12 protein-coding genes and 1 rRNA gene are annotated in these 12,833 nt (G+C 72.8%); 11 read left to right on the forward strand and 2 right to left on the reverse strand.

Features of this window, described 5'->3' with window-relative positions:
* The 5 genes from rrf to ABD883_RS12250 all read left to right on the forward strand — a co-directional run.
* Positions 1-74: ribosomal RNA gene (rrf, locus tag ABD883_RS13820) — 5S ribosomal RNA — on the forward strand; the annotation flags it as partial.
* Positions 75-338: 264 nt separating this feature from the next.
* The gene (locus tag ABD883_RS12235) at positions 339-1,067 is read left to right on the forward strand and encodes an SIR2 family NAD-dependent protein deacylase (RefSeq protein ID WP_345032441.1); all 729 of its coding nucleotides are present in this window, start codon (positions 339-341) and stop codon (positions 1,065-1,067) included.
* On the forward strand, positions 1,064-2,074 hold the full coding sequence (locus ABD883_RS12240) for an NAD(P)H-dependent flavin oxidoreductase (RefSeq protein WP_345032444.1): 1,011 nt from the start codon (positions 1,064-1,066) through the stop codon (positions 2,072-2,074). Before ABD883_RS12235 ends, ABD883_RS12240 begins: the two co-directional genes overlap by 4 nt.
* 195 nt (positions 2,075-2,269) lie before the next feature.
* Entirely contained in the window at positions 2,270-2,797 is a 528-nt protein-coding gene (locus ABD883_RS12245) for an SRPBCC family protein (RefSeq protein WP_345032446.1), read from the forward strand.
* A 23-nt stretch (positions 2,798-2,820) separates the two neighbouring features.
* The gene (locus ABD883_RS12250; protein WP_345032448.1) at positions 2,821-3,393 is read left to right on the forward strand and encodes a TetR/AcrR family transcriptional regulator; all 573 of its coding nucleotides are present in this window, start codon (positions 2,821-2,823) and stop codon (positions 3,391-3,393) included.
* 145 nt (positions 3,394-3,538) lie between these two features.
* On the opposite strand, the gene ABD883_RS12255 is transcribed toward ABD883_RS12250, so the two are convergent.
* Together ABD883_RS12255 and ABD883_RS12260 are read right to left on the reverse strand one after the other, a co-directional pair.
* Positions 3,539-5,578, reverse strand: coding sequence for a choice-of-anchor I family protein (locus ABD883_RS12255; protein WP_345032450.1), 2,040 nt, complete (start codon positions 5,576-5,578; stop codon positions 3,539-3,541).
* A gap of 221 nt (positions 5,579-5,799) precedes the next feature.
* Positions 5,800-7,017, reverse strand: coding sequence for a hypothetical protein (locus ABD883_RS12260; RefSeq protein ID WP_345032452.1), 1,218 nt, complete (start codon positions 7,015-7,017; stop codon positions 5,800-5,802).
* On the opposite strand from ABD883_RS12260, the gene ABD883_RS12265 reads away from it, so the two are divergent.
* Genes ABD883_RS12265 through recN form a run of 6 tightly spaced genes read left to right on the forward strand, consistent with a single transcriptional unit; the run spans position 6,955 to position 12,831 of the window.
* Complete coding sequence (locus tag ABD883_RS12265; protein ID WP_345032454.1) at positions 6,955-8,106, forward strand: hypothetical protein; 1,152 nt, start codon at positions 6,955-6,957, stop codon at positions 8,104-8,106. The genes ABD883_RS12260 and ABD883_RS12265 overlap by 63 nt on opposite strands.
* Entirely contained in the window at positions 8,106-9,092 is a 987-nt protein-coding gene (locus tag ABD883_RS12270) for an HAD-IIA family hydrolase (RefSeq protein WP_254668811.1), read from the forward strand. Before ABD883_RS12265 ends, ABD883_RS12270 begins: the two co-directional genes overlap by 1 nt.
* A complete protein-coding gene (locus ABD883_RS12275; protein WP_345032457.1) occupies positions 9,085-9,297 on the forward strand; it encodes a hypothetical protein in 213 nt (70 codons plus the stop codon). The genes ABD883_RS12270 and ABD883_RS12275 overlap by 8 nt, the downstream gene beginning before the upstream one ends.
* Complete coding sequence (locus ABD883_RS12280; protein WP_345032459.1) at positions 9,294-10,193, forward strand: TlyA family RNA methyltransferase; 900 nt, start codon at positions 9,294-9,296, stop codon at positions 10,191-10,193. The genes ABD883_RS12275 and ABD883_RS12280 overlap by 4 nt, the downstream gene beginning before the upstream one ends.
* On the forward strand, positions 10,190-11,116 hold the full coding sequence (locus tag ABD883_RS12285; protein ID WP_137320022.1) for an NAD kinase: 927 nt from the start codon (positions 10,190-10,192) through the stop codon (positions 11,114-11,116). Before ABD883_RS12280 ends, ABD883_RS12285 begins: the two co-directional genes overlap by 4 nt.
* The gene (gene recN / locus ABD883_RS12290; RefSeq protein WP_345032462.1) at positions 11,113-12,831 is read left to right on the forward strand and encodes a DNA repair protein RecN; all 1,719 of its coding nucleotides are present in this window, start codon (positions 11,113-11,115) and stop codon (positions 12,829-12,831) included. The genes ABD883_RS12285 and recN overlap by 4 nt, the downstream gene beginning before the upstream one ends.
* The last annotated feature ends 2 nt before the right edge of the window (positions 12,832-12,833 follow it).

Consider the following 12,833-nt stretch of genomic DNA (forward strand, 5'->3'; position numbering starts at 1 on the left):
ACCCGGAAGCTAAGCCTGCCAGCGCTGATGGTACTGCACTCGACAGGGTGTGGGAGAGTAAGTCACCGCCGCAATATTCTTCAACGAATGGCACACCCCGAACGGGGTGTGCCTTTCGTCATTCACCCACGAAGCACCGCCCACCGATAAGAGACCCCGAGCTCGAGGGCCTTCGCCCATTCACCACCAAGGACACCTCGACCGATTGTCGTCGTCCCATCGTCAGGCACACCCACGCCCGGGTGTGCCTTCTCTCGTTCAATGGGGCCCTCGGGCTTCGCCCGCATCCTGCGCTGCACGCCTGGGCAGCGACCCTGGACTCGGGCGACAATGGATGCATGAGCACTCAACCGTTGATCACGTTCCTCACCGGCGCCGGGATCAGCACCGGAGCCGGCATTCCCGACTTCCGCGGGCCCCAGGGGGTGTGGACCAGGGACTCCGAGGCCGAGAAGACCTCCACTCTCTCCTGGTACCTGCGCGACCCGGAGATCCGGAAGCGCGCCTGGCAGCTGCCTGCCGCCTCGGCCGTCTGGGACGTCGAACCCACCCCGGCACACCGTGCGATCGCCGAGCTCGAGGGTTCCGGGCAGATCTCCGGCATCATCACGCAGAACATCGACGGCCTCCATCAGGCCGCCGGCTCGAGCCCCGAACTCGTCCACGAGGTCCACGGCAACGTGCGCCGGTGGCGCTGTGAGTACTGCCGGGCGGCCGGTCCGATGGCAGAGATGATCGATCGGGTCCGTGCGGGGGAGGAGGATCCGCCGTGCCCGATGTGCGGCGGCATCATCCGCGCCACGACGATCCTGTTCGAGGAGATGCTCGACGCAGACGTCATCGAGGCCGCCACCTCCGCCGCGGAATCCTGCGACATCATGATCGCCGTCGGCACCAGCCTGTTCGTGCAACCGGTCGCTTCCCTGTTCCCGCTCGCACTCGAGTTCGGCGCCGCCGGAGTCATCGTCAACGCGGAGCCGACCCCGTTCGACTCCGCCGCCGACGAAGTCATCCGCGGCGACATCCAGGACGCACTCCCCGCCTACCTCGAAGGACTCCGCTCATGACATTCCGCCTCACCGACCTCACCCACCCGATCATCCAGGCGCCGATGGCCGGCGGACCCTCGACCCCGGCGCTCGTCGCCGCGGTGAGCCGCGCCGGCGGACTCGGTTCGCTCGCCGCCGGCTACCGCACCGCAGCGGACATGGTCGACGAGATCGCCGCGGTCCGCCGTCTCACTGACCGCCCCTTCGCGATGAACGTCTTCGTGCCGGAGGTGCACCCGTCTGCCCCGGGCGACCTCGACGCCTACGCCCGCGCGCTCCGCCCTTTCGCCGCAGAGCTCGGAGTCCCGGCCCCCGAGGTCCGACCCGCCGGCGACGACGAGTACGGCGCGAAGCTCGAGCAGCTCCTCGCCGACCCCGTCCCCGTCGTGTCCTTCACCTTCGGACTCCCCACCGCGGAGCACGCCCACGCGCTGCAGGAGGCCGGGAGTGCGGTCGTGCTCAACGCGACGACCGTCGCCGAGGCGCAGGCCGCCCTCGCGCTCGACCCCGACGCTCTCGTGCTCCAGGGCCCGCTGGCCGGTGGGCACCGGGCCCAGCACGACCAGCGGGCCGAACCCTCCGAGCTGCCCCTCGAGGCACTCCTCGACGCCGTGCGCGGTCTGACGTCCGTGCCGCTCATCGCCGCCGGAGGACTCGCGACGCGCGCTGACGTGGCTCGCGTGCTCGAGGCCGGCGCGCATGCGGCGCAGGCGGGCACCGCGTTCCTCCTCGCCGAGGAGGCCGGCACCAGACCGCTCCACCGGCAGGCGCTCGAAGCTGGGCGCTCCACCGAGACCGTCGTCACCCGGGTGTTCTCCGGCCGCCCGGCCCGCGGATTGCGCAACGCCTTCATCGAGCGGATGACCCGGCACTCCGTTATCGGTTACCCCGAGGTCCACTTCCTCACCAGCCCACTTCGGGCGGCGGCAACCGACCCCGACGGCATCAACGCCTGGGCGGGGACGGGATACGCGCACTGCAGGCGCGCCTCGGCCGCGGAGATCCTCGCCGACCTCGCTCCCTGAACCCGCGCGCCGCCCCCTCTTCCCATCCGATCGGGGAGGCAATGCTCCGCGCGGGCGGGCCGCGACCGTGCGGAGAACGGTGGATCCAGTGTCGGAAACCGGCTGGAATCGAGTGCTCACAGGTATTGCTAACAGTGTTAGCCGCACGCTAAGGTAACAGTGTTAGCTGCATTCGCATCCAGCCCAGGGGGCATCATGAATCCCGGACAGATCATCACCGTCATCGTCGCCACCATCGTCTGCATCGTCGCCGGGTCGTTCGTTCACGGGGCCCTGCGCCCCGTACGCGTCACCGCGACCACGGACCTCGCGGCATCTCCGGCAGAGGTGTGGGCCGTGCTCGCCGACACCTCTGCCTACCACGAGTGGAACCCTTCGATCATCGAGAGCAGCGGCACCGTCGCGGAGGGGGAGCGCCTCGACAACACCGTGGTGTTCGGTGACGGCACCATGCGCTTCACTCCGCGCGTCCTCGTCGCCGATCCCGGCCGCGAGCTCACGTGGCGCGGCAGCACGGCGGTCCCCGGGCTCGCCGAAGGCACCCACTCCTTCGTCCTCTCACCGCTCCCCGACGGCGGCACCCGTCTGACGCAGGAGGAGACCTTCGTCGGCGCCCTCGTGCCGTGGACCACCGGCATGCTCAGGGCGATGGAGCCGGAGTTCGTCGCGGTCAACACCGCGATCGGCGAACGTGCCGCGCAGCTGCAGCAGTCCCGGCCGTGACCATGGATCCAGAGGAGGCCACCATGTCGGACGCTCCGGCCCCGTCCTCCGATCCGCCGGTCATTCCGGAGCGGACCGCGCGCGTCGATGCGATCGTCGCCCGCGCCCGGGTCCTCGTCGAGGACGCCGGGTGGGAGGCGCTGTCGACGCGCATCCTCGCCGACGACCTCGGGATCCGCGCGCCCTCGCTCTACAAGCATCTCTCCGGCAAGGAGGAGCTGCGCACCCTCCTCCTCACCGACGCCTTCATCGAGATCGGCACGCGCTGCTGGGAGGCGGTGCGCAGCGCCGCCGTGGAAGGCGAGGAGTCGGCGGTCGGTGCCCTGCTCACCGAGTACCGGAGCAGTGCGAGCGGCTCCGCCGAGCTCTACCGACTCGCCACCACCGGTCCGCTCGACCGCTCAGCACTCCCGCCCGGGCTCGAGGAGTGGGCGGGCACACCATTCTTCGAGGCCACGGGGGACCCGGTGCGGGCGCAGGCGCTGTGGGCGGCGGCCCACGGGCTCGCGATCCTCGAGGTCGACGGCCGGTTCCCGCCCGGCAGCGACCTCGACGCCGCCTGGCAGGCCCTCGCCCACGCCTTCGAGGTCGGCTGACTGCAGGACCACACCCGACTGCGCGGTATCCCGAACCGAGCGCACAATTGCGCGCTCGGTTTCGGATACCGCGCAGTTCGCTGGAGGCGGTGCGCTCCTCGCCCCGTGCCCCGCTCTCAGGAACCTTCGGAAATCGAGGTCTGGGTCAGCAACGGGCGCGGCGGGTGAGCCAGACGGCTGCGGCGCCGATGGCTGCGAGGAGAGCGCCGATCCCGGCGAGGATCGCCGCGTCCGTGCCGGTGCGCGGCAGCGGTCCGCCGCCTGCCCGATCGTCGGAGTCGTCATCGGAACCGCCGTCGGGACCCGGAGCCGGGGCCTGCGTGCTCGTCGGCGTCGCAGTCGGCTCCGCGCCGTCCGTCGGGGAACCGGTCGGAGCCGGGTCGTCCGTCGGAGTAGGTCCGGTGCTCGGCTGCTCGGTCCCGGGGGCGCTCGGGTCGTCGCCGGGCCGATCCTCGGCGAGGTCGCTCTTCACGTGGTAGAAGGTCGTCGTGCCCGTCACCTCGTTGCCGATGACGAGCATGCCGGCCACGCCCTCGGCGGGGGTCTCCATCTGGGCGGCCGGGACGAAGACGATGCTCTCCGGCCCGGAATCGCCGGCCGCGTCGAGGTCGGCACCGAGGTCCTCCACCCCGAAGTTCCGGTTGTTGAAGTAGGTGACGAACTCCGCATCGTCGGGCCGGGTGATGTCGTAGACCATGACCCCGCCCACCCGCTCGAGACCGATGAAGGCGAAGGTCTTCTCACCGATGGACCCGACCTCGATCGCCTCGGGCTCGGGGCCCTTGTCGTCGGAGCGGTCGTCGAAGCTCGATTCGGTGTTGTCGGAGTTGAAGAAGTCCGGAACGGCCTCCGCGGTGATCTTCTCGAACTCGTCCCGGGAGTCGAACACCACGGCACCGTCGGTGTCGAGGATCGAGAACGAGCGGCCGCCGAAGCCGTGGATCTGCTCGTAGCACGAGCCGTCGGCGCTGAGCCCGTTCGCCGCGGTCGCCTTGAGCCGTCCGAGGCCCTCGTCCCGCTGGAGCTCCTCGATGCTCATCCCGGCCTCCGCCGCGACGGACTCGCACAGCGGGGCGACGCCGTCCGTGCCGAAATCCTTGACCCGGATCTCCTCGGAGTAGCCGTCCCAGTCGCGGGAATCGCCCTCGTTCGCGGTGAGCAGGTAGTCGCTGCCGCCGATCGACACCGACTTGAGCGTGTCGGGCATCATGAATGTCTGCACCGGCCAGGTGTCGAACCCGATCCCGCCGTCCCGATCGGAGACATCGGTGTCGACCGCGGAGAGGTCCTGGGTGCCGAGCGGGAGGAGACGCTCGACCGAGGCCGAGGCGAGGTCGACGACCGCGAGTGCGTTCGCCTCCTGCAGGGAGACGTAGGCGCGCTCACCGATCACCGTCGCGTACTCGGGCTCGAGGTTCTCCGCCACCGGGAACTCCGGGGTGCCGGTGCCGGCGTCCTCGCGACCGCCGAAGATCCGCACGCCCTCGGGCAGGGCATCGCCCTCGAACGCGCGGAACCCGGCGAGCCGCACATCGTCCTGCTCCGGGGCCGCGACGGAATCCGGCAGGGCGATGACGCCGACCGAGCCCTCCGGGTCGACGGAGTAATCCTCCGCCGGCTCGCCCTCGTTCGCCACCACGGCGAAGTCCCCGGCGGGGGAGAAGGTGATCGAATCGGGCAGGGCGCCGGTGCGCACCGCGCCGAGCGCCGCCGGCTTCGCACCGGAGAGGTCGAAGAAGGAGATCCACCCGGCCTCGGTCTTCGTCGGGTGCTCGACGGCGATCGCCGCGAGGCCGTCCTCGCGGACCGCAACCGAGTTCGCCACGCCGCCGGCCGGCACCGTCGAACCGTCGGCGGCGGCGATGCCGGCCGAATCGAGCTCGAACAGCTGCTGGGGATCGGCCGGGTCGCTCGAATCGAGGACGTTCACGGTGCCGGCCGCGGCGTTGACGACGAGAGTCTGCTGCTGGGCGGCGTAGTGGACGACGATCTCCGCGGCGCTCTCCTCGAACAGTCCGGTGCGGTGCACGCCGACCGGATCGAGGGTGAGTGCGGGATCCGCCGCCGAGTGCTCGATCGCGCCGGCGGCCCGAGCGGTTGCGGCATGGGCCGTCACGGCCGGGGCGAGGGCGGTGATGCCGACGAGAGCGGTGGTGAGCAGTCCGGAGACGAGAGCGCGGGGCATGGAGGCCTTTCGGTGGGTCGGTGCGGCCGGCGGCGGTGCGCGGGCCCGCCTCCGTGCCGGAGGCGACTCGTCCGAGATTAGGAAGGAGAGGCGGGTGTGAGGCGAGCGTCACGTGGACGGCTGGTGAATTCTCCGGCTGTCCGAGCACGGGTCTAGAATGAGGGTCGACAATCCCACCCCATATCCGCATAGGGAGAACCGTGCCGCATCCTGACGACAGCTCATACCGTTCCGAGCGCCGAGGCGCCGACGGGGACAAGGGAGGTCGCGGGGATCATCGAGGACGCGACTTCCGGCGGGACGAGCGAGGCGGGCAGCGCGGCGACGACCGGGGCGAGCAGCGCCCGCGCGGCGGTGACCGCGGGCGGGACTTCCGCGGCGACGGCCGCATGCAGCGCGGTGACGACCGTCGCCCCCGCCGCGATGGTGAGGGCCGGGACTTCCGGAAGGACGACCGGGGCGATTCCCGCGGCGGGTACCGCGGCGACGACCGCCGCCCCCGCCGTGACGGCGAGGGCAGGGACTTCCGTCGCGAAGACCGCGGTCGTGATTTCCGCCGCGACGACCGGGGTGACCGACGTCCCCGCCGTGACGGGGACGCGCGCGACTTCCGCGGCGGCGAGCGCCGCGACTTCCGGCGCGATGACCGCCGAGGCGACCGCCGGGACGGGCAGGGCCGCGACTTCCGACAGGACGACCGGGGTCCCCGCCGTGACGCCGGAGCCCGTGATCACCGGCGCGACGATCGCCGTGATGTCCGGAGGGACGACCGCCGAGGCGAGCGCCGGGACGCGCAGGGCCGGGACTTCCGCCGCGACGACCGCCGGGACGGCCGCTCGGGCGGCTCCCGCCGCGATGACCGCTCCGGCGGCTACCGCGGCGGCGACCGCGACGACCGGCGTCCCCGCCGTGACGGCGACTCCCGCGACTTCCGCCGCGACGATCGCCGCGATGACCATCGTGACGACCGCCGGGGTGACCGGCGCGACGGGCCCCGCCGGAACGATCGCCGCGATGACCGCGGCCGCGACTTCCGGCGCGATGACCAGCGCGGCGGACCCCGGCACGGCGGACCGCGCCGCGATGACCGGCGTGATGATCGCCGTGACGACCGGCGTCCCCGCCGGGACGCCGAGCGTGACTTCCCGCGCCGCGAACGCATCCCGGAGCCCGCGCTGCCCGAGAACATCACCGGCCGCGAGCTCGCCGGCCCCGTCAGGTCCCAGCTGCGACCGCTCGAGAAGGACAACGCCGAGTCGGTGTCGAAGCACCTCGTCGCCGCCGGTCGGCTCCTCGACGTGGACCCCGAGGCCGCCTACCAGCACGCGAAGTTCGCGCTCAACCGAGCCGGCCGGATCGGTGCGGTCCGCGAGGCGATGGGACTCGTCGCCTACCAGCTCGAGAAGTACGACGAAGCCGTGCGCGAGCTGCGCACCCACCGCCGGATCACCGGCTCGACGGACAACCTCGCGCTCCTCGCCGACGCCGAGCGCGGCCGCGGCAAGCCGGACAAGGCCCTCGAGCTCATCGACGAGGTGGACCCGACCACGGTGGCGCCGGAGCTCTACACCGAGCTCATGATTGTCGCCGCGGGGGCCCACACCGACAAGGGACACGTCCGGGCGGCCCGTGCGCTGCTCGAGAAGCAGAGCTTCACCGGTAACGCCTCCGGAGCGACGGTCCGGCTCATGTCCGCCTACGCCGACATCCTGCGGATCGACGGCGACCCCGAGACCGCCGACAAGTACGAGGAGCTCGCCCGCCGCACCGCGAAGGCGACGAACACGTTCTTCGGCGACGAGGAGCCCGACCCGAACGCCGACGTCGAGATCTTCACCATCGAGGAGATCGAGGACGAGCCCGTGGTCCCCGACACCGCCGAGAGCACGGTCGCCGCTGAGAGCACGGACACCGCTGTGGACTCCGGGACCGCTGCGGATTCCGACACCGGCGCTGGTGCCGGCACCGCACAGATCACGGACCCGGACACCGAACCCGGCGCTGCCGCGGACACAGCCGAGTCCGCCACCGCGGCGACCGGGGACATCCCGGCGACCGGTGCCGTGCCATCGGTCGAGCCGACTGCGGAGGCCGTCGATCCCGAGCTCCCGAGCGGTGAGTTCGACCCGGACTCCGCACCGCGCAGCTTCCAGGAGGAGATCGAGGCCGAGATCGACGAGATCCTCGCCGAGGCCGGATTCGACGACGACGCAGCACCCGCCGGGACGGAGCCGATTCCCGCCGACAGCGAGGCCGAGGCACTCGCCGAGGACTCCGCACCGCACGAGACCGCGCCCGAGGCGCCTGCCGAGGTCGCTGTCGAAACCGCCGCGGGTTCCACCGACACCGGCACCGACACCGGCGCCTCCGCCTCCGCCGACGCTGTCAGCGAGAAGGACACTGACACCGTCACCCCCGCCGACACCGACAGCGAGAAGGACACCGACGGTGAGACAGACACCGACGAGGACCGTCGCCGCCGCACCGACGACGACGAAGAGATGACCGCGCCGCTGTTCGATCTCTGATGCCGATGGACCCCCGCGCCCTGTCCTTCGACTCCGTGCTCCTCGACCTCGACGGCGTCGTGTACGCCGGACCCCACGCGGTCCCCGGCGCGGTCGAGGCGCTCGCGGAGCTCGAATCCCGCGGCATCCCGTTCGGCTACGTTACGAACAACGCCTCCCGGGCCGCCGCGGAGATCGCCGATCACCTCCTCGAGCTCGGCCTGCCGGCCCGGCCCGAGGTCGTCACCACCTCCGCCGGGGTCGCCGCCCGGGCGATGGCGGACGAGCTCGGCGCCGGGTCCCGGGTGCTCGTCATCGGCAGCACCGCGCTCACCGAGCTCGTCCGCGAAGCCGGCTTCACCGTGGTCGAGTCCGCCGACGACGAGCCCGACGCCCTCGTCCAGGGCTTCTTCCGCGACATCACCTGGCACGACATCGCCGAGGCCTGCGTCGCCGTGGCCGCCGGCGTCGACTGGTGGGCGACGAACCGCGACCTCACGATGCCGACCGAGCGCGGACTGCTGCCCGGCAACGGCGCCTTCGTCCGCATCGTCGCCGACACCACCGGGCGCGAACCCCGCGTCACCGGCAAGCCGGCTGCGCTCATGCTGCAGACGGCCGCCGCGACGATCGGCGGCACCCACCCGATCATGGTCGGCGACCGGCTCGACACCGACATCGCCGGCGGGCGGGCGGCCGGGTACACCTCCGCACTCGTCCTCACCGGGATCCACGACATCCACGACGCGCTCACCGCACCCGCCGAGCACCGCCCCGACCGCATCATCGCCACCCTCGGTGATCTCCTCGCGCCCGCCCCCGCAGCGACGGTCGAGGCGCACACCGCACGCTGCGGGGACGCCGTCGTCACCCTGTCTGGCGGAGTGTTGAGCTCGACCGGCCCGGCGCTCGACGCGGCGGCCGCCGCCCTCGCACTGCTCGCCGAGCAGCCGGCGGACACCGCATGGGAGATCGACCCCGCATTCCCGCGGAGGGCCGATGGCTGACGATCCCCGCCCCGCTGGGTCGGATTCCCCCCGCCCCGCTGGGTCGGATTCCCCCCGCCCCACCCCGGCGAGCGTCGCCGGTCGGCGTGACACCGCGGCCTGGGAAGCCGAGCTCACCCGCCTCCGCGCGCTCGACCCGGCCGAGTCCCTCGCCGCGGCCGAGGCACTGCTCAGCGACCTCGACGAGGGGCTGCGTTCCCAGTGAGCAGCCGCCCGCCCGGCGCGGATCCCGGCCCGCCCCGGCCGGATCCCGGCCGGTCGGATGCGGAAACCGGCAGGCCGACCCGCCTCGACCGCGCGCTCGTCGCCCGCGGCCTCGTCCGCTCCCGCACCCGCGCCGCCCGGGAGATCGCCGCCGGCCGCGTGTTCGTCGACGACCGGGCGGTGACCCGCGCAGCCCACCCCACGCACCCGGGATCCCGCCTCGAGGTCCGTGCCGCGGACCCCTGGGTCGCCCGGAGCGCCCACAAGCTCCTCGGCGCACTCACCGACCTCGACTGCGAGGACGCTCCGCGCGCGGCGGTGTGCCTCGACGCCGGGGCCTCGACCGGCGGTTTCACCCAGGTGCTGCTCGACCGCGGGGCCCGGCGCGTCCACGCCGTCGACGTCGGCCACGCGCAGCTCGACCCCGCACTCCGCTCCGACCCCCGCGTGCACTCCCTCGAGGGCCACAACCTCCGTGAGCTCGAGCCGTCCTGGCTCGCCCCCGACACCGCCGTCGACCTCGTCGTCGCCGACGTGTCCTTCATCTCCCTCACCCTCCTCCTCGACCGACTGCTCGCCGTCACCCGCCCCGGCGGGCTGCTCCTCCTCATGGTCAAGCCCCAGTTCGAGCTCAGCCGCGCCGCCCTCGACAAGCACGGGGTCGCCCACCGCGCGGACGACCGTGCAGCCGCCGTCGTCCGGGTCGTCGACGCGGCGACCCGCCTGGGCGGCGCGGTGCTCGGCTGGGCGCCCTCCCGCCTGCCCGGCCCCACCGGCAACCGGGAGTACTTCGTGTGTGTTCGCGCGCCCCGGTCGGTAGGATCGTCCTCAGTGCCGCCGGAGCCCCAGGTCACGGCGGCCGACATCAGCCGCCGGATCAGCGAGGAGGACACATGAGCCGCACCATCGTCGTCGTCCTCCACCCGCACCGCGGCGACGCCCGGTCCGCCGCCCTCGAGGTGTGCCGGACGCTCGACAGCGACGGCATCCGCCCGGTCATGCTCGAGACCGAGTACCGCGCGCTCGTCGCCTACACCGGGGTGCCCGACACGGAGATCCAGGTCGTCCCCGACGCCGAGCTCGACTGCCTCGCCGAAGGCTGCGAGCTCGTCATGGTGCTCGGCGGCGACGGCACCATCCTCAAGGCCGCCGAACGCTTCCACCGCTCCGGCGTGCCGATCATGGGGGTCAACCTCGGCCACGTCGGGTTCCTCGCCGAGAGCGAGCGGGAGGACCTCGCCGAGGCCGTCCACCGCGCCTCGGCCCGCGACTACATCGTCGAGGAGCGGATGGCCCTCGACATCACCGTCTACGACCGCGACGCCGTCATCCACCGCACCTGGGCGCTCAACGAGGCCACGATCGAGAAGAGCGAGGACTGCCGGATGATCGACCTCGTCCTCGGGGTCGACTCGCGCCCGGTGTCGAGCTTCGGCTGCGACGGCGTCATCCTCGCCACCCCCACCGGCTCCACCGCCTACGGCTTCTCCGCCGGTGGCCCCATCGTGTGGCCCGACGTCGAGGCCCTCCTCATGGTGCCGATCAGCGCCCACGCGCTCTTCGCCAAGCCGCTCGTCGTCTCACCGGCGGCGCGCCTCGGCGTCGAGTTCCTGCCCTCGGCCCCCGGGGTGGGCGCCGTGCTGTGGTGCGACGGTCGACGTGAGATCGACGTCCCGCCCGGCGCCCGCATCGAAGCCGCCCGCGCCCGCACCCCGGTCGCGCTCGCCCGTCTCAACACGAGTCCCTTCACCGACCGCCTGGTGGCGAAGTTCCACCTGCCCGTCACCGGCTGGAGGGGACCGGCGAGGAACCCGCAGTGATCGTCGCGCTCCAGCTGGAGAACCTCGGCGTCATCCCCGCCGCCCGCCTCGAGCTGTCCCCGGGGCTCACCGTCGTCTCCGGTGAGACCGGGGCCGGCAAGACGATGTTCGTCACCGCGCTCGACCTGCTCACCGGCGCCCGCGCGGAGTCCCACGTGGTGCGCGCCGGGGCCGAGCGCGCAGTCGTCGAGGGCGTGTTCGACCTCAACGGCGCCGACCCGTCGGTCGCCGAGCGGATCGTCGAGGCCGGGGGAGAGGCCGAGGACGAGGCGATCATCGCCCGCATCATCCCGCGCGCCGGCCGGGCCCGGGCCACCGCCGGCGGGCGCACCGTGCCGCTCGGCGTCCTCAAGGACGCCGGCCACGGACTGGTGAGCATGCACGGCCAGTCCGAGCAGATGACCCTGCGGCAGGCCGCGACCCAGCGCGAGCTCCTCGACACTGCCGGGGGAGAGCTGGTGGCCCGGGCGCTCGCGGACTACCGGGAGGCCTACACCCGCTGGCGCACGCTCACCGCCGAGCACGAGCGCCTCCACGCCACCGCGGCCGAGCGCGCCGAGAAGATCGCCTACCTCACCGCGAGCCTCGAGACGATCGATCGGATCCGCCCGCAGGCCGGGGAGGACGTCGAGCTCACCGCGCTCGCCGCCCGCCTGGGCGCGGCGGAGGACCTCAAGTCCGCGGTGTCCGGCGCCCACGACCTGCTCGTCGGCAGCGACTGGGAGGAGACCGCGAACGCCGCCGACCTCATCAACCGCGCCGCCGCCGAGGTGTCCCGCGCCGCCGCGACGGACGACACCCTGAGCCCGCTCGCCGCCGCCGTCACCGACGCCGCGCTCCGCCTCGCCGACACCGCCGCCGAGCTCTCCGGCTACCTCCAGGAGTTCGACGATCTCGGTGCGATGTCGCTCGAGGACGCCGAGGCCCGCCGCGCCGAGCTCGGCTCGCTCGCCGCGTTCGGCCCCGACGTCGAGTCCGTCCTGGCGTTCGAGCAGCGCGCCGGGGCCGAGCTCCTCGAGCTGCAGAACTCCGAGAGCTCGCTCGGCGACATGGATGCCCGCGTCGAGGCCGCCGCCGCGGCGGTCGAGGCCGCCGGGGACACGCTGCGCACCGCGCGCGAGCACGCCGCGGCGGAGTTCGCCGCCGCCGTCGGCGCCGAGCTCGCCGCCCTGTCGATGCCGCGCGCCCGGCTGAGCTTCGAGATCGCCCCGGCCGCCCCGCACGCGCTCGGCGCCGACACCGTGCGGATGCTCTTCACCGCCCACGATGCCGCCGCCCCCGGCGACATCGGCAAGCTCGCCTCCGGCGGCGAGCTGTCCCGGGTGATGCTCGCGATCGAGGTCGTCAAGGCCGGGCACAGCGCATTCCCCACCTTCGTGTTCGACGAGGTTGACGCCGGGGTGGGCGGCCGCGCCGCGATCGAGATCGGCCGCCGCCTGGCGATCCTCGCCCAGCACTCGCAGGTCATCGTCGTCACCCACCTCGCGCAGGTCGCCGCCTGGGCCGACCAGCACCTCACGATCGTCAAGGACGACGCCGCCGACGGCGCGGTGTCCGGGGTCCGCACACTCGATCGTGAGGGGCGCCTCACCGAGCTCGCCCGCATGCTCGGGGGGATGGCCGATTCCGAGAACGCCCTCGCCCACGCCGCCGAGCTGCTCGACACCTCGACCGCGGAGAAAGCCGGGTTCGCCGAGGACGGCGTGACAGAATGAGG

This window comes from Brevibacterium pityocampae (assembly GCF_039541555.1).
GTDB lineage: Bacteria > Actinomycetota > Actinomycetes > Actinomycetales > Brevibacteriaceae > Brevibacterium > Brevibacterium pityocampae.

What these genes read in the sequence shown, in the direction of transcription:
- ABD883_RS12235 (WP_345032441.1), top strand. Translation starts at nt 339, where the DNA reads ATGAGCACTCAACCGTTGATCACGTTCCTCACCGGCGCCGGGATCAGC.
- ABD883_RS12240 (WP_345032444.1), top strand. Translation starts at nt 1,064, where the DNA reads ATGACATTCCGCCTCACCGACCTCACCCACCCGATCATCCAGGCGCCG.
- ABD883_RS12245 (WP_345032446.1), top strand. Translation starts at nt 2,270, where the DNA reads ATGAATCCCGGACAGATCATCACCGTCATCGTCGCCACCATCGTCTGC.
- ABD883_RS12250 (WP_345032448.1), top strand. Translation starts at nt 2,821, where the DNA reads ATGTCGGACGCTCCGGCCCCGTCCTCCGATCCGCCGGTCATTCCGGAG.
- ABD883_RS12255 (WP_345032450.1), bottom strand. Translation starts at nt 5,578, where the DNA reads ATGCCCCGCGCTCTCGTCTCCGGACTGCTCACCACCGCTCTCGTCGGC.
- ABD883_RS12265 (WP_345032454.1), top strand. Translation starts at nt 6,955, where the DNA reads ATGGGACTCGTCGCCTACCAGCTCGAGAAGTACGACGAAGCCGTGCGC.
- ABD883_RS12270 (WP_254668811.1), top strand. Translation starts at nt 8,106, where the DNA reads ATGCCGATGGACCCCCGCGCCCTGTCCTTCGACTCCGTGCTCCTCGAC.
- ABD883_RS12275 (WP_345032457.1), top strand. Translation starts at nt 9,085, where the DNA reads ATGGCTGACGATCCCCGCCCCGCTGGGTCGGATTCCCCCCGCCCCGCT.
- ABD883_RS12285 (WP_137320022.1), top strand. Translation starts at nt 10,190, where the DNA reads ATGAGCCGCACCATCGTCGTCGTCCTCCACCCGCACCGCGGCGACGCC.